The sequence below is a fragment of the Streptomyces sp. NPDC104309 genome, from assembly GCF_055584025.1.
Map to the genome: position 1 here is coordinate 138,749 of NZ_JBVJMV010000019.1, position 25,029 is coordinate 163,777.

Genomic DNA, 25,029 nt, shown 5'->3' on the forward strand with positions numbered 1-25,029 from the left:
CCGAGGAGCGCCACCGATACGTCGGTGGCGCTCCTCGGCGTTGCGCGATGGTCAGCCGCGGTTCCCGTTCTTCGGCAGTCCTCCTCGGAAGTCGCAGCCGGGGCACTCGTCCTCGCCCTGGATGTGACCCTCATACCAGCCGTGGACGGCGGCGTGGAGGATCGCGTCCTCCACGGAGGCTTCGCCGTTGCGGACTGATGCGAGAGCGTTGCCGACGACCACCCGGAGCGCAGCATTGTCAGGCGAAGGGAACGGTGGGGCGGGCATAGGTGAGTCGGTCATGCCTTGAGACTAGGGGCGAACCTATCCGTCATTCAGCGGAATCGGCGGGCGGGGGCAGCTCGCCGGAACGGGCCAGACGGTGAATGCTGAGCTGGACTGCGGCGCGGTTAAGCCCAAGTTCGTTCGCCAGGGCGTCGACGGTGAGCTGGGGCCGAACTCGTAGCCGGTGGAGGACGGTGCGGTCGTTCGCGGCATCCTGAGACCGGCGGAGCAGGTAGACGCCGGAGGCACCGGCCGCCACGGCGAACAAGGCGATGCTGCAGACGCCGTAGTTGTGCTGAACAGCGGCGGCGATTGCGGCGACCGCTCCAGCGGAAGCGACCAAGGCGGACGCGACAACGAGTCTGTTCACGATGCTCCTCCGGCGGACGCCGGAGGAGCATCAGAGGCCGAATCGCCATGGAGATCGCTGCGAAACCCCCGGCCGACCGGCGTCCAGCTCTGCAACGTGGCGGGCCGCCAGCGGGGCCGGTCCGGCACGGTGGTGTCGTCGGGAGCGGGCAGGCTTCCTCGGCTCTTGCGATTACGGGTAGCCCCGACGCTGATGCCCAGGTGAGCGGCGACCTCGGGGTACCCCCAGAGTTCCTGGTCGTCGGCCATCGTGTCCTCCTCGTTCGTCGGTGATGAGCGTACGCAACACGCGGCTGGGCGTACGGCAAGGCCGCCCCTGCCTGATTGGCACGGGGCGGCCTTCTGCGGTTCGGTCAGACCTGGGCGAGGCGGTTCGAGAGGTCGAGGGCGGCGGTCGCGACCGCGAGGGCGGCGCAGAGGCCAAGCACCTCGTGCAGGGTCGGGCGGACCAGGCGCGGCCAGTCGTCCGGGGCAGCGGGCCACGAGGCGAGATGCACCTCGGTGGTGGCCAGGCCCAGGTGGGCGGTGACGTCCCAGCCTGCGAGGGGGGCGGGCTCCCAGTGAAGGCGGATGCGGCCAAGCGGGAGTCTCGGGGCTTCGAGGTCGAGCCAGGTGACGTCGAGCGGCCCGTCGGGCAGTGCGGAGACGCGCTGGACCAGCGCGCCGCGCGTGGTGCTCGGCATCGGACGTATGGCGAGGCCATGTAGAGGAAGGACGTGCGAAGGGCGGGATTGCGACGAGATCGGAGCCTCCAGGTCTTCTCGGTGGAACAGGTCAGGCCCAGGCAAGGGCGTCGCTGACCGCCGTCGGGAGGTAGTCCTCCTGGCCGTCGTCGGCGATGAACGCCCTGCCGTCCCGAACGATGACCTCTGCCCCGAGATAGTGGGTGAAGGGGAAGTCCGGGTTGATGGCAAGACGAATCGGCAGGCTGGGATCAAGGTCCTGGAGCTGGCGGAGCAGGTGGCCGACGGTCAGGTAATGGGGCACGGGATCCTCCGAGAGCGGTGCGGACTGGTAGTGCGGGGTTGGTGCGTGAAGGTCAGGGCACGTCGAGACGCAGCAGGTCGCGAAGGACCTTCGGCCCCTGGGAGTGGCTGGCGAGGTGCCGCTTCCGGCTCTCGTTGACGTAGCCCTTGCCGGACTGCTTCATGTCCCAGCCGCCGCAGGAGCAGATGGCTTGCGTGTACGCGCGGCCAGGACAGTCGGGGTGGAGCGGCTTGCCGGAGCTGGTGTGCTTGTGGTCTGCCGGGCAGAGAGTGCCGTCGGCGTGGTGGTTGGTGAGCGGGGCGCGGTGTGCCACGGGGCTTCTCCGAGTCGGGGGTCGGTAGCGGTCAGCGGGTGGGGCTGGCGATGAGCGCGGCGAGGAATCCGGCAACGGCCTCGGAGGGGGTGTAGAGGCCGAACTCCTGCATCCACGGGCGGCCTTCGGTGGGCTCCACTCGGACCTGCCAGACGATGTCGCGCTGCCAGGCGGCGGGGTCCTCGGGGAGCCAGCCGACGTAGACCCGACCGTCCGGGCTCGTCGCGTGGACGTTGGCTTCTGGGGTGTCCACGATCGCCCAGCCGAGGGCGTCGAGGAGGTCGAGCACCGGGCCTGCGCAGTGGTCGGAGGAGAGCCACGGACGGTCTTCCACGGCCGGGCGGACGACGGCGGGAAGGAGAGCGGGGGAGGTGTTCATGGTTGGACGATCCCTTCGTTGACCTGCGGTTTTTCCCAACACCCGTACGTTGACATGCAGTGTCCCGAAGTGCGTAGTTCTTTCCCGGAGAGCGGCGTCTGCCGTGGGCGAACTGGCGGCCGTGGGCCGGGCGACGCTGGCGCCGGGAATGGATCGGTGAACGCGGTTGTCGTAACTGGGTTGCGGCTTCGGGTCGCACAGGATCGAAGGGGGAGCAGGGATGGCGGAGTCGAGCAGACACTGGGACGGGGCCGGGCTGGAACGCAAGATCCGCGCTGCCGGGCGGCCGTGGACGGTGGGCGACATCGCGATGGTCGCTGACGGCCAGTGGGCTGTCGGTGTCCAGCCCGACGGACGGCGAGACGAGGACGCCACGGCGGAGGGTCGGATCGCGGATGGACGCCGCGTCGCGTTGACGTTGGACGAACTGGCCCGCGCGGTGGGCTCCCGAATCTGGGAAGCCCACCGCGACGAGGACCACAGCTGACGATCAGCGGTGCGGCCCCAGCGCGGCCACCGACGGGCCGGAAGCAGCCGAAGGGGCTGGCTGATCGGGTGACTGGGCCAGGGCGCGTGGAGCGTGCCCCGAGCGGGCGACAGCGGCCTGGGCCAGCCGAACTGCCGGGGCCCGGCCCGCGGTCGCGGCGGATTCACGCGCTTCGATCACGTGGCTGATGGCCTGAAGGGAAGTCCGGCTCTCGGCTTGAGCGACGCGAAGGTCCGCTGCTGAGCCGGTAATCCGTTCCAGGTCGTAGAAGGCCGGCACACGGCCGGGCCGAGAAAGGGCGTGCAGACGGTCCTGGTGCACAGCCACGGCGTTGTCGGTGACGACCAAGGACGAGCGGATGTGCATGACCGAGCGCAAGAGGGGGTCTTCGCTGGGGCTGCGGACCGCGAGGGATTCCAGAGCCTCGATTGGGCGGCCCCAGGTTTTCTCGATCATGGCTGTGGCCTGATCGAGCGCGGTTGCGTCAGGCATGGTGAACTCCCGGCATTCGAAATGGCGCTTCGGGTGGAGGGGTTGTCGCAGAGGGACCGAGACCGTCAGCGGCTATGGCGTGAGGGCGTCGGGGTGGCCGGCGACTTGAACCCCACAGCAGGCGCAGGGTTGCTCGACCGGTTCTGTGCCGAGGCCCCCGTTCGACTGCGCGCGGCCATGACCCGCAGGTCTGCGGCGGTCCGAGGAAAACGTGCGGCGCGCTGGACGGCCTGAGTGACCGCGGTACGGCGTACGTCAAGAGGGGTGGGAGCCCGAGGAACCTGGGGGACGGGCGGGCTGACGGGGGTGAGCGAGACCAAGTGCTCAACCTCGCGATGGATCATGTGCCGCTCACGTACCGCCGGGGCTGGATCGGCCATGGCCGCTGCCGTTGCGGCGATCAGGTGGGAGGGAGTGCGGGCCGAGAAGATCGTCTCCGCGCGAGTGCCCCACCCTGGTGGACCCGCCCAGAGCGTTACGGCTTCGTCGTCCGGACGGGAGCGGCGGTTGTCGAGGAGGACGCCTGCCTGTCCGTCCGGCGCGATGATCTCGACGGTGCCCAGCTCGGCGCCGCCGTCACGAGTCCAGCCAGCGTCGGTCAGCGGCCGAACAGCGTCGGCCCAGCGATACGAAGGGCTGGCCAGGAAGCGCCCGTTGCCCTCGTAGGCATCCGCTTCGGCGTAGTCGTGGGCGAGAGCGGTGGTGAGGCCAGCGACGATCTCGGCCGGGGTGACATGGTTGAAGGTTGCGGACCATCGGGGGGCGGACATGGCTTCCTCGGCGGCGGTGACCTTCCACAGCTCGAAGTCGTCGCCGAACCAGCCGATACGGATCCTCTGATCGGGAGAGGTGACAAGGAGTTGGCAGGGGCCCTCGTCGAGGTAGTGGTGAGGCCAGTGAGCGACGGGGGCGAAGCCAGCCTCTCCGGTCCCGTTGGAACCGGCGAGGTACATGGGGCTGACGAGTACCTCTTGGTAGCGGTACTGGTCAAAAGGCTGGTGGGTGTTCATGGCCGAGGCTCCGGGGCTAAGGGGAACGCGCCCGCGTGCGCAGCGGAAAGTGCTGCTTGACTGCACGCGGGCGCCGTGGCGATGCGGAGACGTAACCGGCTCTCAGCGCCACCCGGATCACCGGCCCCGAGAGGGCGTCGACTGGGCGGTGACGACTGCGGGCACCCGCGGCTGCGGCTGCGGCGCGTGGCTGAACAGGGCGCTCGGCGCGGCGGCGCTCCGGCGCAGTGCCGCCGCAGTGCGGATGTTGTCCGACGCCAGCGGCACGCCGGTGTGGGTGCGGGTGGCCGCCGCAACAGGGGGCGGCGGTGCTGAGCGATGCCGCGTGGCGACGGGGTCACTCCAGTGCTCGACGGCTGCGTATACGGGGCCGAGCGCCCGCCCGGCGTCGGTCAGGACGTACGGGTCGCCGTGGCGGGGCCCGGTACGGGCGACCAAGCCGTCTACCTGAAGCCGGTTGAGTCGCTGCCGGGTCCAGCCGTTGTCCAGGCCGGCCTCCTCGGCGATGTGGACGAACCGCATGGGGCCGCCCGTGTCGAGGGCCTGGATCACGGCGGTCGAATCCCGCAGGTGCAGACGCCGCACGGCGTCCTCGATGCGTTCGGCACCGGCTACCCGGCCGCCTAGCGAGAGGTTGGCCTGGGACCAGTCGGCGAGCGTGTCGTGCACCCGAGACAGGGATTCGCCGAAGGCGCTGAGCTGATACGGAGCCCCGTGGCGGTCGCCGACTCGGGTGACCAGTCCATCAGCGTGCATCTGGGCCAGCCGCTTGCCGACGAGCTGCTCGCTGACGAAGGGAAGCCTGGCGGCGACATCACGCACACGCATGGGGCTGCTCTGCTGCGCCAGGGTCTGCGCCGACCAGGTGGTCCACTTCGGTGCTATCAGGGAAAACGCGTCCTCGACACGCCGTGCATCGACCGAGCCGATCGACGTAGCGGAGGACGGAGAGGTGGCGGGCATGGGACGAACTCCATTGCAAAAAAGTGGGGTTGAGGATTCTCGACGCGACCGAGCGCTCAGCGGGAGGTGCTCTCGGTTCGGAGCCTCTGGAGCACAACGCCGAGGCGGCGGTTGCTGACGGGAACGCCGCGCTCACGCAGGCCCCGCCGCAGTGCCTCGCGGTTGAGGCGGTGCAGGCCAGCAGCGACCTCGCGGGCGATGTCCAGCAGATCCTGATCGTCCGGAGCAGGGGCGACTCGATGAGCTGACGGCCGCCGAGCGGAAGCGCGGTCCAGGAGGAGGCGAACATCCAGCAGATCCCAGACCGCTTCCGCCTCGCTCTGTTCCTGGCGTTCGAGGTCGACGACTTCGGTCGCGTACAGCAGCACCAGATCGTCGCGGTCGGGTCCACCGGTGCGGTGCCCCCTCCAGGCTGCTTCGAGGTGACGGCGAGCTGACTGGGCAGCGGCGCCGGTCTGAGTGAGTCCGTCGAGCCGTCGCAGCAGAATGGGCAGGACGGGGTCGTCGGAACGGGCGGAGGCGTTGCCGCGCTGCAGCTTCTCCAGCGGGCGGCCGTACCGGTGCTCGACCAGGCGGCGGGTGTAGATCGCGGCGGACATGAGGGGAGTCCTTTCAATGGGTATCAGCGGGAACGGAGCGGCTTGGCGGTCGGGCTTGTCGCAGGTGCGGGCGACGGGCCGACGGAGCCGGAGATCGCTGCAGCGTCGCTGCGGCTGAGAGCGGCGGACACGCGTGGCGCGGCCGTACGGGGGTCGCGAAGCGCCGTCTCGCCCTGTGGTGTCAGTGAGAGGAGCTGTCCAGGCCGGTACAGCCCCTCGCTGGTGTCCTGGGCCAGTAGCCCGTCGGCGACCAGCCGCTGGACGGTTTCGGGCCAGACCTCCGGGTTGGGGCGCTGGCCCGTTCCGTCAGAGAGGTAGGTGTAGCCGTAGATCGCGCTCTGGCGGACTCGCAGTTCGACGGCGTCGACGGCTTCGAGGGCCCGGAGGCGGAGGTCGCCCGAGACGGTCCAGTCATCGTCCCGGCCGGCACCGTGATCGTTGTCCAGCTCATGGGTCTTGACCTGTGTGACCCGGGAACTCTTCGACTCGGACAGAAGTTGGCGGTACGCGAAGATGGACTCGTTGAGCTGCTCGTGAGCCTCGTTCTGCCGCGAGACGAGCTGTCCGATCTGCTGGACCGCAGACCGCAGTGGTACGTACGAGCGCGCCGAACCGTTGAACTCGCCCCGGCTGACGGGTCCGAGAACCTCAACGGCAGCCTGAGCCACACGGGCAACTCGACCGTGCAGTGCGTTGAGTTCGTGTGCAGCCCCGATGACGCGAGTCGCGGCACCGTACAGCGGCTCTCCTGGTCGATACGCGATGTTCAGCATCCAGAAGTCCTCGACGCCGAGCAGCTCGGCAACGAGGTCTGCGCCGGGCCGCGCAGTGGCGTTCTGCGCGTTCACTCCGTCGCCTCCATCCGGGCGAGCAGGGAGCGGACCAGAGTGGGCAGGCTCTCGGGACCGTCGCCGATCCAGACGTGGTCGGTCGCCTCGCCGAGGACATACGCGGCGTCTTCGAGAAGGCCGCTGGAGATCTCCATGCAAGCGTCGGTGATCCGGGAAGCTGCGAGCAGGGACTCGGAGAGCACCTCGACGTAGTCGACCGGCGCGAGGCCGGCGGCCTCGGCCGCAGTACGGATCGCGGCCAACTCCAGTGCGCTGAAAGCGAAGTCGAACTCGCTGTTCTGCTCCACGCTGGCCGCTGCGGCGAAGGCCGGGTCCGGTGGCTCCGTGGGGATGCCGACGCGCGTGCAGATGCGGTCGACCGAGGAGGTCAGCTCGGCGAGTGACTCGGTGAGCCATCCCAGCGCCGAGGCGTAGGAGGCCAGGGTGAACAGACCTGCTGGCGTGGTGGGGAGCGGATCGTCGGCCACGAAGCCTTCGAGCCGGTCGCTCAGCTCGCAGACGACTTGGGGCCCGGCGGACAGTGCACCGAGCACGGGGTGCAGGTAGGAGCGGCTAGCGGCCGTCGGGTACTCAGCGGTGAGGATGCCGGAGACGCTGTGCGCAACCTCGGTGAGTAGGCCAGCCAGCTCGGTACGGGCCAGGGGGGTGCGGTCGGCGGTCATCGCTGGGGAACCTTTCGAGAAGCGGCAGCAGCGGGTTGTACTGCTGCGGGAGGAGTTGCCGGGACCGCGGTCGGCTGGTCGACCGCGTGGGGAGAGCGAGAGCGAGCTGCCTGCACACGCGCCTCGGAGGCAGAGGCTGTCTCGGTGTCCTGGTGGGGGCCGGTGCGCAGGTGCGCAGCGCGGTAGACCGCGTAGTCCTTCCTGCTCCCGGCGGCGACGAGATAGATCTCGCGCTTGTGGTGTGAGGTCGGAGGGGCCGGGCGGAACTGGATGACCATCCGGTAGGAGACGGACGGGTCGACGTAGACCTTGTGGAAGCCCGCGAGGCGACCTTTCAGCGGTAGGCAGTCGTCGCTGCCGTGGACCAGGTTCTGCAGTTCCAGCAGAGCCAAGTCGCGCATTTCGTCGGGAAGTTCCCGGAGGTCTGCGATGGCGTCGGGGTGCGCGGCGAAGGCGAAGCGGGCGCGGCTCACATCGACCGCCCGGGGCTCGGTCGCTGTGCCGTTGCTACCGACGGCGCACTCTGGGCATCGGGGCCGGCCTTCGGTAGCGCGGAGGCACCGGCCGACCGGGTGAGGGCAGCACGGGTCCGGAGGGCGGCGGCGTCGCTGCGGTATTCCGCTGGCTGCGGCAGTGGGCTGTCGCGGGTTTCCAGCCAGTGTTGGGCGGCTTCCTCGTCGGCGAAGGCGCCTTCGCGCACCGTGTAGGTGCCTGCTTCGAGGTCCGCCTCTTCCAGGAAGACCCGGATCGGGGCCTGGGTTGCGGCAGAGTCCTGGACCATCGTCCAGTTCTCGGCCGGGCCGTAGTCAGTGGTGTCGCTCTCCAACACCTCGTACCGGCTTCCCGAGGAGCGGATCTGCTGCTCGATACGGGTCGACAGGTCATCGGCTGGTTGTGTGAAGCCGTCGCTGATCTGGGAGATCTGCTCGGGCGGGCAGCCTTGCCCGATCAGCCAGTTCTGAGCGAAGGACACCGAGGAGTGATACGTCGACTCGAAGGTGAAGGTGTTCAGGCTGAGATCCCGTGCGACCTTGATGGCAGCGATCTGGGGTTCCCCCGGTACACCCCAGGTGACCGAGCTGTCGTGGGCGACGACAAAACTGTGGGAGCCGTTGGGCGTGGTGTGATGCTCGGCTATGACGCTGAAGTCGCTGCCCCAGAACCGATGCTCCGCGTACTCCGAATCCGCGTCAGCGGGCTCGAAGTCCTCCAGGCGGAAGTCGAGTTCGTTGCTCATGCTGCCAGCCCCAACTGCGGTGCGGGGGTGGCCAGCACGCGATGGTTGGGCCGGGTCGCGCTCGTCGTGCACGCGGCGAAGGGGCCATCGGGAGCGCGCAGATGGGCCAGCGTCTGGTCCAGGTGGTCGCGGTGCCACGTCGAAGGACCGGACAGGCCGGCCTCGGCATCGGTGAGCTGCTGCCACGCGAGCCAGAGGGCGTGGAGACGGGCGACGGCCTCGGGGTGTTCGTGCCACTGCTCGCACCACGGGCGGCTGGTGCTGATCTCCCGGCCGTACACCGGGAGGAATAGGTAGTTCACCCAGTCGCTGAGCGCGGCGATCTCGATCGCGTACGCCTCACCGCCCAGGGCGAGGATGAACACCGAAGTGGGGCCATCCACCTGCGTGGAGGCGGCCAGGGCGGCCGGAACGCCGTCAGGCGGCGGAAGCTCGGCGGAAGCGGGAGCAGGCTCGGAGCCCAGGCGGTCGAGGATGACGCCGTGCTGCCTGACCTCGGCCATCGTCTTGGCGAGGGTGCTGGCGAGGTCGTCGAGGTCCCCGTCGGGGACGCGGAACGGCTCCGGGTCGGGGGCGGTCGTGCTGGTGTCGGACATGGGGGCGTGCTCCATCTGTGAGACGGCGACATGAGGAAGAGGATCCGGAGGAACCGCGATTTGGTCCGGCCGGGAAAACCCGGTAGTGGGGTGTTACGCCGTCGCGCAGCGAGGGCAGCGCGGGAAGGGCGGGGCCAGCAACTGCACTGCTCGGGTGGCCTGTTGAGGCACGACGCCGTTGCCGAGTGCGGTGAGTTGAGCCGGTCGTCCGAGCCCCGGGGTGGCGGTGACCCAGCCGGGCTCCAGGCCTTGCATCCACTCCACGAAGTCGGCACGAAGACGTCCGGCCGCATCGGTGGGCGGTGGCGCGGGGCGGGTGAGCATCTCCCATCGGGCGATGGCGGCTGCGTACGCCCCCCATCGCTGGTCGGCCCCGCGGTGTCCGGAGCCGATTCCGTCCAGAGCGGCAGAACCACTGCTGACAGGGGAGGACGCCATCCCTTGCCCGGTCGGCGTCCCGGCGTGCCCGTGTCGCTGGCCCGCGGTGTGGGCAGCAGGGACGCCGCCGCGCTCGGCAGGGTCATGTCCCCGTTGCCGTGGCGCTGGTTGGGCGAGCCCTTGATTCCGTCCGACGCCTTCGGAGTAGGCAGGAGCCACTCCACCTCGTCGGCCAGGTTCGGGCCGTGTCCGCCGCTCTTCCTCTTGGAAGGGTGTTGCGAGCCGCCGTTCTTCGCGATGTTGCTGGTCGGCGTCTTGAACAGGGTGTTCGGCGGGCCAGGCGACGAGGAACGTGCGCTCGCGACGGTGCGGGGCTCCGATGTCGGAGGCGCGAAGCACGAGCCACTTCGCGTCGTACCGGAGGTCGGCCAGGGATCCGAGTACGGCACCGAGTGCCCGCAGAGGAGGCTGACCTGGGGTGTCTCCCAGACACCACGGGCAGAATTCCACGTCGCCAGGGGAACCGGCGGGTGAGGTGAGGAGGCCGCGCACATTCTCGATCACAACCAGGCAAGGTCGGAGGGCTTCGACCGCACGGGCGACGTGCAGCCACAGCCCGGAGCGGGTCTGGGCGTTGAGTCCGGCCCGACGGCCGGCGACCGAGACGTCTTTGACAGGGGAAGCCCGCCGTCAGGACGCACACCCGGGGCACGGCGGACCAGCCGACGGTCGTGATATCGCCCAGGTTCGGGACACCGGGCCAGTGGCGGGCCAGGATGCGCGAGGCGTTCGGATCGACCTCCGCGTGCCAGGCCAGCGTGCCGCCGAGCGCGGACTGGACACCGAGGTCCAGCCCGCCGTACCCCGAGCAGAGCGAGCCGATCAGCGGAGGGAGCGCGATAGCGGTCTGCATGTCACCGGCCCCGAGTGATCTGGTCCGCAGGAGCTGGTGCTCCCGGGCCGGCAGGCGAAGGCGAAGCGGATGCGAGTCCCGCGGTCGCGGACCGGCTACGGGCTGCCTGCAGCCGAACCAACGGGGGCGAGACCGTCGCCGACGCGGCGTGAAGGGAATCGGCTGCTTCGCGTAGGGCTGTGTCCGCCACACCGAGCGCGTCCTCCGTAACCCGCACCGCAGCCTCCCGCGCGTCCCGGGCATCGGGCTGGTCGCGAAGGTGCTCGGTCTGGTTCAGGAACGCAAGCTGATGGGCTACTGCCCCGAGCGCGGATGCCGCTTCGCCAGCGGGGCCAACGGCGGCGGCGAAGCCGGTGATGACCCGCGCACTGCGGGACTCTTGGTCTTGGTCGACGGCGCGGAAGAGGACCTCGTCGCCCAAACCGTTGATCAACGCGCCGAGTTCGGAGATCTGCCGGGCGACGGCGACGCTGTTCGGCGAGCGGTGAGGGTCTCCGGGGACCGGGAGCTTGCCGCGCTGGGCATCGAATGCTGACGCCGTGGCGCGCAGGGCCAGGGCGTCGGAGACCGGGGTGTTCTTCATGGTGAATTCCAAAGGGAGGGACAAGCGACGTAAGGGGAGGGAGGGTCAGCCGTGCCCGCGAGATGGCGGTCGCAGGGCGGCCAGGCTGGGGGCAGACCCCGGCCGTGCCGAGGATGGCGAGGCTGGGCGCGGTGCGCTGCGGGCGAGTGCCGCGTGCACCTGTGCAGGGGGCGGCCCGGTCGCCGAGCGAGTCGGGGCCGTCGGCGTCGGTGCGGGGCGGCCGTTCACCGCCTGCCAGCGGGAGCGCACTTCATCGAGGGGACCGAGCGCGTGCAACGCGTGATTGATGAGCCGCCCGGGGGTCAGAGCCTCGTTCTCCGCCAAGGCCCGGATGGTCCGCGCAGAGGTCGCCGCCGTGCGGGTGACCGACGAGCGCATCACCAACTCGCCGAGCCATTCGGCGCTGCCTGGACCCACGCCATCGCAGATGGCGGCGAGTTGATCGCCGGACAGCGTCCCGTCGGCCAGAAGCCCACGCCGCTGGGCCTCCCAGAGCAAGGTGACCCGATCGATGGGCTCACCCCGGTGGTGCAGCGCGCCCAGGCAGCGGTAAAGCTGCCCGTGGGCGGGGTCGGCGAAGTCGCCGGGCCGCAGCCAGCCGACTACCTCGTCCATGGCCTTCGGTCGCTCGGCGAGGACGGCCAGAAGGAACCGCTCGTCCTCGGCGACCTGCTCGGCCCGAACCGGAGGTGGCGTGACCGGGACGGTGGCCGGTGGAGTAGCAGGCGCGACCGGGCGCGGTTCGGTACCCCACCGCTGTGCGAGATCGCTGAGCACGCCGGTCAGGACGTCCGCGTAATGCAGGGCTCCCTCGACTTCGCCTTGTAGGGCGTCGGCACGGGCCGCCTGGTGCAGACGGATCGCGTGTTCCGTGATGCTGCGATGGATCGCGCCCTCCAGCACCATGCGGCCGTACACCGGAGCGTGCGCGGGACGCGGGCAGGCCGAGATTAGGGTGTGGGCGTACACCGCGGTCAGCCCCCGTACGTGGGTGCTGGCCTCGGCGACCGCATCGGTCACCCATGACAGCGGTACGGACTCTTCGGCCAACGCGGGGTGACCGTCGTCCCGGAGCTTGCGCAAGGCGGCGAACAGCGCCTGGTGGACCGGCCGGTAGAAGTGATCCGGCGCGAGCCAGTCAAGGTGCGAGAGCTGGCCCGGGTCGAGGAGCACGGAACCGAGCACCGCCTGCTCCGCGCCCAGCAGCGGGTTCATCGCTGGCCCCCTGCGTCAGAAGCAGGAGGCTCGCCCTCCCGGGCACGGAGATCGGCGACCGCTTGGTCCGCAGCGGCCATCGCCTGCGCGAGGCAGTCCAGAGTGCGGGTGAACGTGGGATCGGAGGCGAGTATCGAACCGGCGCCGCTGACCAACCACCACTGCCCGTCGCGCAGAACGACCGGCGAACGTACGAGCCGCCCCGGACGCGGCGTGGGCGCGGTCATGCCGACAACCCGAAGTCGTCACGGGCGTTGGGCTTCGCGAGGGCCCGTTCGGTGATCGCCTTCGTCGCACGGGCCGAAGCAGGGCCGACCACCTTGGCGGACGGCTCCTTGTACCAGGGTCGGAGGTCAAGCATGGCAACCCGGATACCTGTGGCCAGGAGCAGAGCCTTGCCCTTGGGCAGGGCGCGGATCGCGTCGGGCGGCAGGATCCGCTCGGTGCGCATGCTGACCGAGGTGGATTTGCCGCCGTCGCTGGTCGACACCGAGGTGGTCTGGACGTCGTGGTCGCCGACCTGCCTGCTGAGCCGGTCGGCGAAGTCCGCGTCGTCGATGCCACTTCCGATGATCTTGACGGTGGCCGCAGACCAGAGCGCGTCCATGCCGGCCTCGCCCCAGCACCGCTGACCCTGCCGGTAGGACTGCAAGATCGTCATCGGGATGACACCCCGGCTGCCCAAGTGGCTGTACAAGTCCGGGAGATCCGAGATCTTGCACACGTTCGCGGCCTCGTCGAGGACGCACAGCGCGGGCGGGTCCAGCCGTCCGCCTGAGCGCTCGGCGACGACCACGGCCGCGCGCATCACGGCGTCAGCCGCTGCGGCGATGATCGCGCTCGCGCTGCCGCCGCCGTCCTTGCTCAACAGGTACAAGGTGTCGCGGGACGTGGCGAACGCGAAGGGCTTGAACTCAGGGAGACCCTTGGCGGGGGTTACCCACGCTGCGACGTCCGGGTCGAGCAGGCAGCTCGCGTACTGCCGCGCCGTCTCGAAGATTCCGTCGCGCGTTTCCGTCGCACCGGAGACGGTCCCCTGGAGCTGGGCCGCGACCGCGTCGTGGCCGGCATCGGTGAGCAGGTCGACCGGGGTCCGGTCGGCGGGGGAGGCGAGCCAGGCAAGGACGTCGGTGATCGGGCGGCGGTGGCTGGCGGCAGCGAGGAACAGCGCGCCGAGCGTGTTGCTCGCGGCGGTGGACCAGAAGTCGGAGCCGTTCGAATCGTCCACGCTGGCGGCGACGAAGTGCCCGGCCAAACGCTTCGCCCCGGCCAGGTCGCGAGCGTCAGCCAGGATGTCCCACCACATCTCGCGCGGGTGGTGGGCGATCTGCTGCGGGTCGAGCGTCCAGATCACACCGACCTCGGCCCGAGCGTCCACCGTCGCGGTGAAGGCGTCGTTCGCGGCTTTGTTACTGGTGAGCAGGACCGGGCCGGGTGCCGCGAGAATCGCGGGGATCGCGAGCCCGGATGTCTTTCCAGAGCGCGGAGCCATGATCGCGACGATCACGTCCTCCCAGGACGCGCGGACAGGGGCCCGCCCCGGGGAAAGGGTGCCGAGAAGGATGCCGCGGTCAGCAGGGCCGACCTCTTTTACACTCCCGGCCGCTCAAGGACGGCCGCAGGCTCCTGGCCTTGGCGGTGATCTCCTTGTCCAGCAGCGGGGCGAGGTCGGCCTTCCGGGCAAGGCCGTTCTTCGTGCCACCACGCAGGCGCATCCACAGCACCAGGCCGAGGACGGTGAGGCAGACCGACAGCAGGCCGGGGATGATCCGCGCGCCGACCAGCAGGGCGGTGGGGCTCAGGTGCGGCCACAGCACCTCGGGATGAAGCAGTGCGTCAGTGGCCCTGAACGGAGGCCAAGTCCCTGCTCCCAAGAAGGAGTTGGTGAGAGAACCGCTCAGCCAGGCCAGCGAACCGAAGGCTAGCGCGATGCCGAGTATGCCGAAGAGGAGGTAGAGGAGCGCGTCCGACCCGGTGGTGGTCGAGGGCGCGCTGGTACGCGGTGCGGGCATGGTGAGTCCTGGAAGTGAGCGCAGGCGACTGATGAGGGCGGGGCACGCGGCGCTCTTCTGCTGATCATCGAGGAGGCTCCTGTTCAGGAAGGGAGTCGACGGCCGGGGCTATCGAGTGCGAGGGGCTCGGGGCGGCGGAGTGCTCGGCGCAGCGACTGCGGAGCCGACCGGTGACGTCGTGCGCTGGGTGACAGCCTTCGGTGAGGAGGTACGGGCAGCGCGCTGCCGATTCGTTTCCGCAGTGCCATCGGCGGTCGGCGGGACCGGACCAGCACCGAGGACATCGCTGAGCAGCTCCCTGGTTCGCAGGACATTGACCATCTCGTGGTGCCTGGGGTCGGTGCGTTCGGCAGGGCACGCGGCGATCCCGTCCTCGGCGACCTCCAATTGCTCTTGGACGTCCAGGAGCATGCCGTGGGCGGCGGCCAGCCGCGTCCAGGTCTCGAAGGCGGGGTTGTGGTTCGGGTCGTCGAACGTCAGGCGGACGCGGGTCCAGTCGGCGGCGGCGGCGACGAGTTCGGTCAGCTGCGGGAGAGCGCCGACCAGCGCACCGTTGATCTCCTCGACGATTCCGGCGACCTCGTTGGGCTCTGCGGTCTCGGTGAGCCGGGCGATCATCCCGGGAACGGAGTACGGGTCGGAGGAAGGATGGGGCAGGTGGCGGACCTGCAGCGGCTTGTTGGAGCCCGACGTCTCGCTGCCATGGGCGAGCCGGATGTTGTGCTCCATCGCGGCACCGATGGCCTCGCCGATGCTCGGGTAGAACTCGGGCACGGTTGCTCCTCGATCATGTACTGGACTTCCGGGCTGGGTGGGGGCACGAGACCGACGTGCTCCCCACCCGGATGGACGGTCACAGGTCTGCGTTTCGGATCTGTGGCGTCCGAGGGCAGTGGGAAGGTTCACGGGGCCACCGACAGAGTCAGGGCGTCGGCGAGAGACGAGAGAGAGCCCTGGGCCGCTTCGGCGCTGTCTGCGGTGACGATGAGGAAGCCGACCCGGCTGGTGTCGAGGTTGCCCGCCGGCGGCAGTACGACCCGCTCTCCGACGTCGCGGAGCCACGTCACCTGGTGCAGCCACGGGGACTCCGGACCAGGGTGGATCGCCAGGTCGCGGGCGGAGAGGGTGCCGGTAGCCGGGGGATAGACGATCTTTATCGCAGCAGTGCTGTGCGCCGTGGGCGTCAGGTCGGGAATCCGTCCGCAGGCGACATCGGCCGCGATCCGGGGCAGTGCGAGGCCGGTGGCGAGGCGGACGAGCTGCCCGATCAGGTCGCCGCCGATACGGGAGTTGACCTCGATGATGCGTGGACCGGACGCGGTGAGGCGCATCTCAACGTGTTGGACGCCAGTCGTCACGCCCAGCGCCCGCACTGCCTGAACAGCGACGGGGGCGACCTCGGGCAGGAGCGGGTCGCCGGCACTCACGGTGTGGCCGACTTCCTCGAAGTACGGAGGGAAGGCGACCTCCTTGCGGGTCACGGCCAGGGCGGTGGTGATGCCGTGCTGAGTGACGCACTCCACCGATATCTCCGGGCCGGACAGGTACTCCTCGACCAGCACACCGCTGCCTTCCGGGCCTTGCTCACCGGCCCCGGCGGCAGCGAACTCCCAGGCGGAGGGCAGTTCCTCGGGCGTATCGACGCGGACCACGCCGATGCTGGCGGCATGGGAGGAAGGCTTGAGGACGACCGGGAAACCGGTGCGGAGCGCGGCTGTTTCCGCCGCGGTCAGGTTGTCGACGCGGGTGGACGTGGCCGAAGGCACGTTGTGCTCGTCGAACAGGCGGCGGCTGGTCGCCTTGTCCCGGCAGGCAGTCATCGCCGCAGCGCTGTTCCCGGGCACGTTGAGACGGGCGGCGAGTTCAGCGGTGGGCACGAGCGTGTACTCGTCCCAGGTGACGACTCCGGCGATGGAGTGACGAGCTGCCAGGGCCAGGCCGGCAGCGACCACGGCCTCCGGGTCGTGGGTGTCGGCGACCTCGTGGTCGACCACCAGGTGCTGCTGCCAGGAAGGCGGCTTGGTGTCGATCAGCGCGATCGGGTATGCGGCGGCGACCTGCTCGACGCAGTAGCCGCGATAGACGGGATCCGTGCCGCCGACGACGATCAGCAGCGGGCGAGTGGTTCGGGACATGGAGAGCCTCCGTGAGGTGGTGGTGGGAAGAGGAGGAAGGACAAGGTGCACTGGGGCGCTCAGCGACCGTTCACACGGCATCCGGCGCTGGGGCGGGCTCCTTGTGGAGTGCAGGAACCTGCGGCTCGGAGAGGTCGCAGGCGGCGCGGTGCCGTCGCAGACCGGCGAAGCACGCGGTCAGCGCCAGGCCCTGGAGAGCGGCGCACGCCAGGAGCAGGTGCGGAATGTCAGCAGGGGGCACGAGCGCGATCAGGACTCCGGCCAGCGGAAGCGGAAGCAGCACCAGGATGATCGTCACCGCCAGGGTGGAGCCGAACGCCTGCGCCGGGATGAGGCGGGACCGCAGGGTTCGCAGGACGACGGTCATCGCGCCTTCGCCAGCCATGACCGCCGCCACCGCCACGGTGTACGTGGCGAAGCTCGGCGCGAGGGCGGTCGCCAGACACGCCGCCGTCGAAACGGCAGCCGTCACCGCGCCGACCGGCCAGATACCGAAGCGATCGATCGCACGGCGACTGGTCCACACGGCAATCAACGAGGCGACTGCTGCCGCGCTCCAGACCGAGCCGACGGCGACGGTGGAGTAGTGGAAGTGGTGGATGACGGTGATCGGGGCGGCGGCCTGCAGTACGCCCGTGGCCAAGTTGGAGGCGGCCAGGCCGCCGACCAACCACGCGAGGGCTGGGGTGCGGCGCAGGGTTGCCCACCCGGTCAAGAGACTGCTGGGCGCTGAGCTGTGCCCCGGGACGCCTCCAGCGCTGGATGCAGTCGCGGCAGCGGTCAGAGCCAACAGGGCGACCGCGGTCAGGAGCAACGTCGGGCCGGCGAGAAGCAGTAGGCCGCCCAAGAGCGGACCGACGAGCATCGCGCACTGGTCGATCCCGGTCTGCGCGGCCTGTACCCGGTGGGCCTCGTTGCCCAACCGGCGGCTGGCTTCAGCACCGAGCGTCTCCATCGCGACGAAGGAGACCTCCGCGAGCAGCCCGGAGACAGCACCGAAAGTCAGGACAACACTCGTTGTCATCGTCCCGGTGCCGGGCAGGACAAACAGCACGGCACCGGCCAGGGCGACCACGGCAGTGCGCACCAGGTTGGACATCCGGAAGACACGGCCGGCACCCCACCGGTCGACCATCGATCCGGCGAAGGAGAAGGCCGCCAGCCGAGGTGCCCATTCGAGGAGGAACGCAAGGCCGGTCAAGGCGGTGGAGCCGGTGGTGACCAGGACCAAGAGCGGGACGGCGTAGGTGGCCGTTGCGCTGGCCAGAGCGTCGGTGGCCCGCATGAGATAGGTGCGTGGCAGCCCGGCGACGGGAGCGGTTGAGATCATCTGGGTCACCGCGCCCGAGGGCCGGGGGCCTGTGAGGGGCGCACAGCCGCGCTGGTATCTGATGCCCCACCACCGAAGGCCGAGGAGACCTTGGCCTTAGCCGCTGCGGGCGAAGTGGCGAGAGCGGCGGCTCGGGGGTCGGGGAGCCTCGGAAACTGCTTCCGTGCCTCGGCCTGCGGCTCCTGTGTACGGCCGACGCCGAGCAACTCGACCTCCGAGTCGTGGAGTTCCGACTGCGCCGAGCTGACGAACTCAGCAGCGAACCCAAACCGGTCGGCGAGTTGATATGCCTCGTCGTCGAGGTCCGTGATCTGCTCGCTTGCCGCCTCCAGCGCCTCCCGCACACGCTCCAGCGCGCCGTGTTCGGGGTGGAGGAGGTGGTCGACTGCCCGTCGAAGGTCGTCACCGTTCTCGGCAGACCTGATCTGGTCGGTGAGCCGGAGGAGTTCTGCTCCGGCGATGTAGGGCCCGAACGGGTTTGCCGGGGTGGCCGTGCGGCCGGAGTCGAGGGAGGGGTCGAGGTCGACTCCGTAGCGGGCGGCGCGAAGCATCTCGGCCGCGTGGGTGGCGATGGCCGCGCGGTCGACGGCCGGGGTCGTGGTGGGCAGGCGATGGCGTCGGCCGTACCAGTCCTCGATCTGCTGGAAGCCGGCGTGCTTGAGGAGCGTGGCGGAAAGGTCGTCGCTGGCGCCCTTCGCCGAGACGCTCCCGCTGGGCTCGGCGGTGATGGTGATGGAGGGGGCGGGCACGTTGGTCTCCGGGGCTCGGGATATCGGTTCTGGCGTGGTGGGCAGGTGACCCAGCTCGGCGGCGATTCGGCGGCACTCCGTTTGGAGGCGGAAGGCATCTCGGTAGCCGTTGTGGAGGCTGCCGTCCTCACGAGCGAGGGTGGCCACGACGTGCACCTGCCGAGGCTGGTTGCGCATAGCGATCCACCGGCAGGCATCTGGATCGCCTTCTGGAGCGACACCGGTAACGGCCACGAGGCGGCGGGCGACCGTGGCCCATTGGGAGTCGGTGAGGTCCGGTCGGCCAGGGTCGGAGCGGACCGAGCAGATCCATACCGGCTGTTCGGGAGCGCGGACCCCGAGACGTTCCACGGGAGCGTCGAGGGCGCTGGCCAAGTAGGGCGGCGAGCCGGTTTCGGCGAGCAGGTCGATCGGGGCTCCGTGGCCGTCGCCCGCGATCAGCCGGGGACTGGTGTGACTACCGCGCTCGCCCGGCCCGTAAAGGTACGAGAGCAGGCCAGCGGTGTTGCTGGCGCGCTGCAGGTGGGCGATCACGGCGGTTACCTCGAAGGGGAGTGGCGAACAGGAGCCCGGTCTCCGGGCTGTCAGGGAGAGGATCCGCAGGATTCGCGATTTGGCGCGGCCGGAGATTGCCGGTAGAAGCCACCGCTCATCCCGGGGTGTCGAGGCCGTGGTCGTAGGTGAAATTCGCGCAGGCGGCGCGGGCGAAGTAGGCGTCGTTGTGCAACCGGGCCCAGCGGCCGTCCTGGCGGATGACGGTCGCGACGATGTCGAGCCCGCTGGCCTGGTTACGCACGGCCACCCACCGGCAGGCCGCCGGATCGGCGTCCGGCTCTATGCCGGTGGCGTCGAGAACCTCGCGCGTCAGCTCGAACCAGTCGCCGTCGTCGAGTTCCACGTCGGTGGTGTTGCGAATGGCGCAGTGCCAGGTGAGTCGCTGGGACGCGGTGTGCCCGGTCCGCGGTTTCCGCAGCGCGACGGGTTCGTCGAGCAGCAGAGCCAGGTGCGGGAGGACGACGGTCTCCTGGGCGGTCAGTTCCGAAGACCAGGCGGTGAGGAGGTAGGGGGCAAAACCGGGCTCGCTGCGGTGGAGTTGGCCGAGGAGGTCCGTGGTGCTCTCGGTGCGCCGGACATCGCAGCGCAGGGGGTACTCGGGCATGGGGTATCAAGGTCCTTGAAAGAGGAGCCGGTGCCCCGCCGAGGCGGGGCACCGGGCGGTCAGAAGTGGGGGTTCTCGGTCGGCCGGTCGGCTTCGGTGGCTGCCTGGAGCAGTTCCGTGAGGTCGTCGGGCTCGGAGGAGCGCTGGTCGATCCACCACCCGGCACGGGTGATGGCGCGAGCGGCTGCCTCGATCTCCTCCCACTCCGTCTCGCTGGTCTCGCCTTCGAGGACCAAGGCGGTGTAGGCAGCCGCCAGGACCTGGTGGCGACAGCGCACACCCCAGGCGACCGCTCGCTCGGTCCCCTCCAGAGGAGGCATCCGGTACTGCTGAGACCAGGCTTCGGATTCGGCCTGCTCTTCGGCCCGCTTGGCCTCCAGCCAGGCGGCCTTGTCCTGCTCGTCGCCCTCCTTGGCGGCCCGCCAGCAGTCGGTGCACTCCTGCTTGGCGAGCCACTCGGCGAAGCCCGCGCGACGGTCGGCTGCGCGGTCGGACAGGTCGCGCTCGGCCGAGTGGCCGCAGGAGTGGGTGATCTGCCAGATGGTCGCCACCCCCGGGGAATTCCGTTTGATGGGCGTTACGTTCGAGGTCGGGCTGCTGGTCTGGGGCTTCATATCGAGTGCCTCTCGTTGGCGGTTGGGGTGGTGGCCTGCGTCGCTGCGGAGGGTCGTGCATCAGATGCACGATTCATGCGGCGGACGGAGGTGGTCTGGACTGCTTGGCGGTGGTCTCGGGGACGCTTCCGCCTTCTGCGTCGTCTCAGCGTGTCCTGCGAATGGCGTTTGTGGCCGCCGTGGCGATGGCGGCGGGAGCGCTGGAGGGCTGGGTCAGGTGCAGCAAGGTGGTCCCCGGCAAGTGGCGGGACTCCGCGGTGACGGTGAGCTGGAGTACGGCGCAGCCGGCGGTCGTGAGCTGCTTGACGCGGGTGACGGCCGCAGCGGTTTCGTCGCTGCCGTAATGGGCGTCGGTGACGATCACGAGGAGGCGGCCGGTGCCGGGGCGGCTGAGTTCGAGGCCGTGGTCGAGTGCGTCGATGGCGTCGCCGAGGTTGTGGTGGCCGCCATTGGCATCGAACGTCGTCACGCGCTCTGGTGCTCGGTGGGTGGGTCGGGTCAACGCGGTCAGGTGCTGGTCGTAGGCGATGGTGGCGGTGAGGGAGTCGGGGTCGGTCAGGGCTGCTGCGCGTGCCACGATCCAGGCAGCGGACGCGACCGGTGCGCAGGCGGCGCGCATGGAGCCGGAGACATCGACGGCGATACCCACACGCAGCGGCGGGGTGGGGGAGTTCCGGCGGCGGGTGTGGGTGAACGGTTCCGCTGTGGGGACCGACCCGGCCGCGCGCTGGGCGTCGCGGGCGAGGGCCGCGCGCATGTTGAGGCGGCCGGGCGGGGTGGGGCTGGTGGTCCGCTCCTCGGTCCGCTCGCGGTAGGCGGCGGCACGCAGAGCGCGGCTCAGGCGCGCGGCGGCACTCTGCTCGGCGGCGGTGGGCCTGCGGGTGCCGGTGACCGGGTTGCCGTAGGGCGCCGGTTTGCCATCGGGGGTGACGGTGGTGCCACGGGTGTTGAAGACCGACTTGGCGGTGGCGGCGGCTTGACGTCGCTGGCCGGCCCGCTGGGCGCGGTCCTGAGCCTGCGCCTTGGACTGCGCGGCCACGGCGTTGGTCGCTGCGGCCTGTGCCGCGAGGTCGGCGGCGTCAGTGGCGGCCGTGCTGTCCATGACGACCCCCACGGCGCCGGACAGCAGATCGGTGAGGTTCTCCGGCACGGGCAGGGCGGGGGCAGCGGCGTCCAGAGCGTCGCACCATTCTTGACCGTGCGCGAGCATGGTCGTGGCGTCGTGGTCGGGGCACTGGTGGGCTGCGGTCCAGATGCGGGTGAGGTTGTCCAGCAGGTCTGCGCCCAGCACCTTTTCGCACAGGTCGGCGACGGCCCGGGTCTCGCCGGCGTCCAGGATGCCGACGTCACGGCGGCCGAGGATCAGGGCCGCCACGCCGGCGGCGTGCTCGATGCCCTGAAGGGTGGGATGGGCGATGTCGGGCATGACCAGGGTTCGGGCACTGGTACGCAGGTACGTGCGGTCCGTGGGCCGCGTGATCAGGTGTGCGCCTTCGACACGGCTCTCCTCCAGCAGGAGCGCGGCCTCGACGACACGGGGGTTCGCTCCGGCAGGCTGTGTCCACACGGAGTGGGCCGCGTGCGCGGCCTCGTGGACGAACACGCCCCAGGCGGCGGGATACCGCTCCTCGTCGCCCACGATCCGCGGATGGATCTCGTGGGCCTTCAGCGGGGAGAACAGGGCGGCGTCGAACTCGACCTCGCCCAAAGTGGGGAAGAACGCTGCCGGTGCGCCGCTGCGCGTGCCGGGACGGCAGGTGACGAGGAGATCCTGACGGCCGGAGAGGGCGACGAGCCGGTCGCCGAGTTCGGCACCCACGCGCAGCCACGCGTCCGGGGAGGAACGGGGCTGCGCGGGCGGGGCGCCGTCGTCGTCCCATCGCGCGAGGTCGGCGTCGACGTCCGGCGTGACGGCGGGGGACTGGACGTGGTGGTGGGCGCTCATCGCGAGCGGCCCTGCTGTGCGGAGCCGGTGCTGCCCGGGGGCTGCCGGACGGCCGAGGCGGGGAGCTGCTTGCCGAGGGTGAGGGGCGCGATCTTCTTGACGCCGACAGTCTTGATGACGGCGTCGGCGACGGCGTCGCGATCCTCCACAGGAGCGATGCCGACCAGGTTCGCGAGCGCGGCATTGGTGCCGAGGACGGCCTCGGTCTTCTGGTAGCTGAGCAGCTCCCGCAGTTGGGGGGCCCAGCCCAGCTCGCCGAGTTCGACCTGGCGGGCGAGGTGTCGGGCGACCCGGACGACGCGGGCATCGATCCTCAAGGCCAGGGCGAGGTCATAGTCCGTGCCGATCTGGATCTGCACGCTGAACCGGGACGACAGCGCCTCCGTCAACACCGCACCGTGGACGCCGGGATTATGGCCCGCCACCACGTAGAAGCCCGGCTCGGCCTTGATGGTCTCGCCCTTGTGGGCCTTGACCTGGATCTGCCGGCGCCCGTCCATCGCGGGATACAGCGCCGCCAACACCTTCGGCGAGATCAAGGTGGCATCGTCGATCAGCAGGGCACGGCCCTCGGTCATCGCGGTGACCAGAGGCCCGTACTGGAAGACGTAACCCCCGCTGTCGGCCTGTGTGTACTCGCCGATCAGGTCGCCGACCGTGGTGTCGCCGTCCCCGGCGACGGTGAGCAGGTCCGGGAACGCCGCCTCCACCAGCGACGTCTTGCCGGTGCCCGGAGGGCCGTAGAGCAGCACCGGCACGTCGGCGTCGCGCAGACGGTTCAACGCCTCGACGTCGGGCAGATCGGCCAGCTCCCGGGGGTGGTAGAGCTGGCCCCCCGCGCGGCGGATCGGGCCGCTCTGCTTCGGCGTGGCCGCTGCGGTAATGGTCGTGCGGGCCATGGCCGCCTGAGCGCGGGGAGCGTGGGTGCCCGGTGGGCTGATCACAGCGGTCTGCGCGGCTGCGGCGGTTTTCGCGTTCGCGCGGAACTCCGGTTGTCCGCTTCCGCCTTGGTCGGCCTCGCCGCGCCGCACCAGGGTCAGGGCCGCGTTGCGGACGGCGCCGTGGGAGTGGCCCAGATGCCTGGCCATGCCCCCGATGGTGAGCGCATCTGCCGGCCGGTCGGCCAGCAGGCGGGCCACCTTGGCCCGTAGTTCCCCGCCCTTGGTGCGCGCTGGACTGGTAGGCGGTCCGGGTGTGGTCACAACGAGGCTCCTTCAACAGGTAGGACGGCGGGCGGGGTTGGCGTGGGCTGGAGGGGCTGGTCGGTCTCGGAGCGGATCACGGACTGTGCCGACATCGGCGACCGGGCCAACCGAGGCGTACCGTCGGCGCTCACCGGCCGACCGAGGGCGCGGTCCAGCGGCAGGGGATGGCCGGCGACGAGCAACTCGTCGGCTGGCGAGCAGGCCCGTGCGTCCGCTCCGTACCGGGTTCCGTCGCTCGGCAGGCGCAGCCGGGCGTCTCTTCGAAGCCGTCCTGGAGCAGGATTCGCCGGGCGGCGGCGTTGTAGCCGGTGGTGGTGATCTCCCCGGTGACGGTGTGCCGGATCGGCATGAACGGCTCTGCTGGTGCGTCGGGCACGGCGGAACTCCTATCGGTGTTGGCGGGAAAGCGGTGGGGTGTTGGGCGAAGGCGAGGAGGGCCCGGAGCTTTTAGGGGTCAGCGATTGCGGGAGAAGGCGATGCGCGGGTCTACCGGCCGGGCCGCCGGAGCGGACGCGGCGGGAGCGGGAACCGGCGCCTTGCCCGGGAGGCCGGCGCGGGCTGGGCTGGCGGCGAGCGCGGCAGCGCTGATGGGGAACTTGTGGGTGGCCAAGCCCTGGCTGCGCTCGTGGCGTGCGGGTGGCGCGGGTGCAGGAGGGCGGCGGGCTGTTACGTCCTGGGCGAGACGTGGCTGCACCGCGACCTGGAGGTCGGATCGGTGCATCGACATCGTGGCGCTGGCGACCTTTTCCAGGGCTTCGCTGCGGTCGGAGGTGATCGGCAGCGTGTAGATGTCCAGGTCCGGGTTCAGCCGCCAGCCGTGTTCCTCCAGGATGAGTCGGCCGCCGAGCGCAGAGGAGTGGTCGTTGGTGGCCGCGACGATGCCTAGACGCGGATGCTCGGCGAAGGCGACGTCGGGATCTATGCGTAGAGGGCGCTCACGGGCCGGAGCCGCACCGGAGGCCAGCGAGGGGTCGAACGCGGCGTCCACGTCAACTTGGTAGCCGGACTTACGTAGCAGTGCGACGGCCCGGGTGGCGCGACCCTGTCCGTCACGCTGCTGGTCGGCCAGTGCGTACAGCGTCGGCTGGTCCGGGACGGGGTGAAAGTCGAAGCCCTTCAACATCCATGTGCTTGCGGCGAGTTGATTCGGGTTCGCGGCGACGATGCCGTAGTCGGGGTGGCGGCCGACTGCGATGTCGGGGAGCGAGTCGTAGTGGGTGGGCATAGCAGATCCATCCGGTGGAAGCTCGGGGGCCGGCGCGGTCGAGGGTCGGGATGGTTCTGGTGGGGTGGGCCATGGCGGACTCCGAGGCGGGAAGCGGTCAGCGACCGGGTACAGACGAGGAGCGACGAACGGGTGGCAGCGCCGGGCGTATGGCCGACGCGGCTGGCTGTGGTGTCGGCTTCGTGCGCTGGGCTGTTGGCGAGAGTGCGCGAGCGGCACTCGCTCGTGGTGAGGCAGCGCCCGCCCGCGGAGTCACGCCGAGCTGATCAAGGCGCGAGTCGATCGCGGCGAGCAGACTTGGAACGTTGCCGCCGTGTCGCGCGTGGGGGCCGTCCGGCTCCGAGTCGTAGATCACTT

At 70.2% G+C, this 25,029-nt stretch carries 30 protein-coding genes and 3 pseudogenes; 2 read left to right on the forward strand and 31 right to left on the reverse strand.

Annotation, left to right across the window (positions count from 1 at the left end; all coding sequences use genetic code 11):
* Positions 1 to 51: 51 nt before the first annotated feature.
* From ACZ68L_RS26620 to ACZ68L_RS26650, 7 genes are all read right to left on the reverse strand, one after another.
* A complete protein-coding gene (locus tag ACZ68L_RS26620) occupies positions 52 to 282 on the reverse strand; it encodes a hypothetical protein (RefSeq protein WP_266805269.1) in 231 nt (76 codons plus the stop codon).
* A 28-nt stretch (positions 283 to 310) separates the two neighbouring features.
* Positions 311 to 634 (reverse strand): hypothetical protein, encoded by a 324-nt coding sequence (locus ACZ68L_RS26625; protein ID WP_266805271.1) that lies wholly within the window; start codon positions 632 to 634, stop codon positions 311 to 313.
* Entirely contained in the window at positions 631 to 882 is a 252-nt protein-coding gene (locus tag ACZ68L_RS26630) for a MarR family transcriptional regulator (protein ID WP_266805273.1), read from the reverse strand. Before ACZ68L_RS26630 ends, ACZ68L_RS26625 begins: the two co-directional genes overlap by 4 nt.
* Positions 883 to 986: 104 nt before the next feature.
* Complete coding sequence (locus ACZ68L_RS26635; protein ID WP_402191693.1) at positions 987 to 1,316, reverse strand: esterase; 330 nt, start codon at positions 1,314 to 1,316, stop codon at positions 987 to 989.
* 91 nt (positions 1,317 to 1,407) lie between these two features.
* Entirely contained in the window at positions 1,408 to 1,620 is a 213-nt protein-coding gene (locus ACZ68L_RS26640; RefSeq protein WP_401278513.1) for a hypothetical protein, read from the reverse strand.
* A gap of 52 nt (positions 1,621 to 1,672) precedes the next feature.
* Positions 1,673 to 1,933: a hypothetical protein gene (locus tag ACZ68L_RS26645; protein ID WP_469581162.1), complete on the reverse strand. Its 261-nt coding sequence runs from the start codon at positions 1,931 to 1,933 to the stop codon at positions 1,673 to 1,675.
* 31 nt (positions 1,934 to 1,964) lie between these two features.
* A complete protein-coding gene (locus tag ACZ68L_RS26650) occupies positions 1,965 to 2,312 on the reverse strand; it encodes an SPDY domain-containing protein (protein WP_469581165.1) in 348 nt (115 codons plus the stop codon).
* 220 nt (positions 2,313 to 2,532) lie between these two features.
* Here ACZ68L_RS26650 and ACZ68L_RS26655 point away from each other — a divergent pair, with 220 nt between their 5' ends.
* Positions 2,533 to 2,799, forward strand: a complete 267-nt coding sequence (locus ACZ68L_RS26655; RefSeq protein ID WP_469581167.1) for a hypothetical protein — start codon at positions 2,533 to 2,535, stop codon at positions 2,797 to 2,799.
* Between the two features lie 3 nt (positions 2,800 to 2,802).
* Here the strand turns inward: ACZ68L_RS26655 and ACZ68L_RS26660 are convergent, their stop codons facing one another.
* The 12 genes and pseudogenes from ACZ68L_RS26660 to ACZ68L_RS26715 form a co-directional block, all read right to left on the reverse strand.
* Positions 2,803 to 3,291, reverse strand: a complete 489-nt coding sequence (locus ACZ68L_RS26660; RefSeq protein ID WP_469581170.1) for a hypothetical protein — start codon at positions 3,289 to 3,291, stop codon at positions 2,803 to 2,805.
* A 65-nt stretch (positions 3,292 to 3,356) separates the two neighbouring features.
* Positions 3,357 to 4,301, reverse strand: a complete 945-nt coding sequence (locus ACZ68L_RS26665) for an SPDY domain-containing protein (RefSeq protein WP_469581173.1) — start codon at positions 4,299 to 4,301, stop codon at positions 3,357 to 3,359.
* A gap of 117 nt (positions 4,302 to 4,418) precedes the next feature.
* Complete coding sequence (locus ACZ68L_RS26670; RefSeq protein ID WP_469581178.1) at positions 4,419 to 5,264, reverse strand: winged helix-turn-helix transcriptional regulator; 846 nt, start codon at positions 5,262 to 5,264, stop codon at positions 4,419 to 4,421.
* Between the two features lie 56 nt (positions 5,265 to 5,320).
* Positions 5,321 to 5,863: a hypothetical protein gene (locus ACZ68L_RS26675; protein WP_469581181.1), complete on the reverse strand. Its 543-nt coding sequence runs from the start codon at positions 5,861 to 5,863 to the stop codon at positions 5,321 to 5,323.
* Positions 5,864 to 5,886: 23 nt separating this feature from the next.
* Positions 5,887 to 6,711, reverse strand: a complete 825-nt coding sequence (locus tag ACZ68L_RS26680) for a large ATP-binding protein (RefSeq protein ID WP_469581184.1) — start codon at positions 6,709 to 6,711, stop codon at positions 5,887 to 5,889.
* Positions 6,708 to 7,376: a hypothetical protein gene (locus ACZ68L_RS26685; RefSeq protein ID WP_365202185.1), complete on the reverse strand. Its 669-nt coding sequence runs from the start codon at positions 7,374 to 7,376 to the stop codon at positions 6,708 to 6,710. Before ACZ68L_RS26685 ends, ACZ68L_RS26680 begins: the two co-directional genes overlap by 4 nt.
* A complete protein-coding gene (locus tag ACZ68L_RS26690) occupies positions 7,373 to 7,849 on the reverse strand; it encodes a hypothetical protein (RefSeq protein WP_365202187.1) in 477 nt (158 codons plus the stop codon). The genes ACZ68L_RS26685 and ACZ68L_RS26690 overlap by 4 nt, the downstream gene beginning before the upstream one ends.
* Entirely contained in the window at positions 7,846 to 8,613 is a 768-nt protein-coding gene (locus ACZ68L_RS26695; RefSeq protein WP_469581188.1) for a glycosyl hydrolase, read from the reverse strand. The genes ACZ68L_RS26690 and ACZ68L_RS26695 overlap by 4 nt, the downstream gene beginning before the upstream one ends.
* The gene (locus ACZ68L_RS26700) at positions 8,610 to 9,209 is read right to left on the reverse strand and encodes a DUF4913 domain-containing protein (protein ID WP_266805294.1); all 600 of its coding nucleotides are present in this window, start codon (positions 9,207 to 9,209) and stop codon (positions 8,610 to 8,612) included. Before ACZ68L_RS26700 ends, ACZ68L_RS26695 begins: the two co-directional genes overlap by 4 nt.
* Positions 9,210 to 9,302: 93 nt before the next feature.
* On the reverse strand, positions 9,303 to 9,647 hold the full coding sequence (locus ACZ68L_RS26705) for a hypothetical protein (protein ID WP_365202193.1): 345 nt from the start codon (positions 9,645 to 9,647) through the stop codon (positions 9,303 to 9,305).
* 291 nt (positions 9,648 to 9,938) lie between these two features.
* A pseudogene (locus tag ACZ68L_RS26710) lies at positions 9,939 to 10,202 on the reverse strand (DNA cytosine methyltransferase); the annotation flags it as partial.
* Between the two features lie 115 nt (positions 10,203 to 10,317).
* Positions 10,318 to 10,743 (reverse strand): annotated as a pseudogene (locus ACZ68L_RS26715) (hypothetical protein); the annotation flags it as partial.
* A 16-nt stretch (positions 10,744 to 10,759) separates the two neighbouring features.
* Between ACZ68L_RS26715 and ACZ68L_RS26720 the strand changes: the two are divergent.
* Entirely contained in the window at positions 10,760 to 11,035 is a 276-nt protein-coding gene (locus ACZ68L_RS26720) for a hypothetical protein (RefSeq protein ID WP_469581192.1), read from the forward strand.
* A gap of 93 nt (positions 11,036 to 11,128) precedes the next feature.
* Here ACZ68L_RS26720 and ACZ68L_RS26725 read toward each other — a convergent pair whose 3' ends face one another.
* The 12 genes and pseudogenes from ACZ68L_RS26725 to ACZ68L_RS26780 all read right to left on the reverse strand — a co-directional run bounded on the left by ACZ68L_RS26725 (position 11,129) and on the right by ACZ68L_RS26780 (position 24,672).
* Positions 11,129 to 12,298, reverse strand: coding sequence for a DnaB-like helicase N-terminal domain-containing protein (locus tag ACZ68L_RS26725; RefSeq protein ID WP_469581195.1), 1,170 nt, complete (start codon positions 12,296 to 12,298; stop codon positions 11,129 to 11,131).
* A 223-nt stretch (positions 12,299 to 12,521) separates the two neighbouring features.
* A pseudogene (locus ACZ68L_RS26730) lies at positions 12,522 to 14,310 on the reverse strand (type IV secretory system conjugative DNA transfer family protein).
* A gap of 108 nt (positions 14,311 to 14,418) precedes the next feature.
* Positions 14,419 to 15,084, reverse strand: coding sequence for a hypothetical protein (locus tag ACZ68L_RS26735; RefSeq protein WP_469581199.1), 666 nt, complete (start codon positions 15,082 to 15,084; stop codon positions 14,419 to 14,421).
* A gap of 128 nt (positions 15,085 to 15,212) precedes the next feature.
* The gene (locus ACZ68L_RS26740; protein ID WP_277438813.1) at positions 15,213 to 16,445 is read right to left on the reverse strand and encodes an ATP-grasp domain-containing protein; all 1,233 of its coding nucleotides are present in this window, start codon (positions 16,443 to 16,445) and stop codon (positions 15,213 to 15,215) included.
* 70 nt (positions 16,446 to 16,515) lie between these two features.
* Positions 16,516 to 17,775, reverse strand: a complete 1,260-nt coding sequence (locus ACZ68L_RS26745) for an MFS transporter (protein WP_469581203.1) — start codon at positions 17,773 to 17,775, stop codon at positions 16,516 to 16,518.
* 5 nt (positions 17,776 to 17,780) lie between these two features.
* Entirely contained in the window at positions 17,781 to 19,058 is a 1,278-nt protein-coding gene (locus ACZ68L_RS26750; RefSeq protein WP_469581205.1) for a hypothetical protein, read from the reverse strand.
* Positions 19,059 to 19,173: 115 nt separating this feature from the next.
* A complete protein-coding gene (locus ACZ68L_RS26755) occupies positions 19,174 to 19,683 on the reverse strand; it encodes a hypothetical protein (RefSeq protein ID WP_469581210.1) in 510 nt (169 codons plus the stop codon).
* A gap of 59 nt (positions 19,684 to 19,742) precedes the next feature.
* Positions 19,743 to 20,234 (reverse strand): hypothetical protein, encoded by a 492-nt coding sequence (locus ACZ68L_RS26760; RefSeq protein ID WP_266805307.1) that lies wholly within the window; start codon positions 20,232 to 20,234, stop codon positions 19,743 to 19,745.
* A 208-nt stretch (positions 20,235 to 20,442) separates the two neighbouring features.
* Positions 20,443 to 22,242: a hypothetical protein gene (locus tag ACZ68L_RS26765; RefSeq protein ID WP_469581214.1), complete on the reverse strand. Its 1,800-nt coding sequence runs from the start codon at positions 22,240 to 22,242 to the stop codon at positions 20,443 to 20,445.
* The gene (locus tag ACZ68L_RS26770; RefSeq protein WP_469581265.1) at positions 22,239 to 23,381 is read right to left on the reverse strand and encodes an AAA family ATPase; all 1,143 of its coding nucleotides are present in this window, start codon (positions 23,379 to 23,381) and stop codon (positions 22,239 to 22,241) included. The genes ACZ68L_RS26765 and ACZ68L_RS26770 overlap by 4 nt, the downstream gene beginning before the upstream one ends.
* Before the next feature lie 193 nt (positions 23,382 to 23,574).
* Positions 23,575 to 23,796, reverse strand: a complete 222-nt coding sequence (locus tag ACZ68L_RS26775; RefSeq protein WP_365202268.1) for a hypothetical protein — start codon at positions 23,794 to 23,796, stop codon at positions 23,575 to 23,577.
* A gap of 105 nt (positions 23,797 to 23,901) precedes the next feature.
* Positions 23,902 to 24,672, reverse strand: coding sequence for a hypothetical protein (locus tag ACZ68L_RS26780; protein WP_469581218.1), 771 nt, complete (start codon positions 24,670 to 24,672; stop codon positions 23,902 to 23,904).
* Between the last annotated feature and the right edge of the window lie 357 nt (positions 24,673 to 25,029).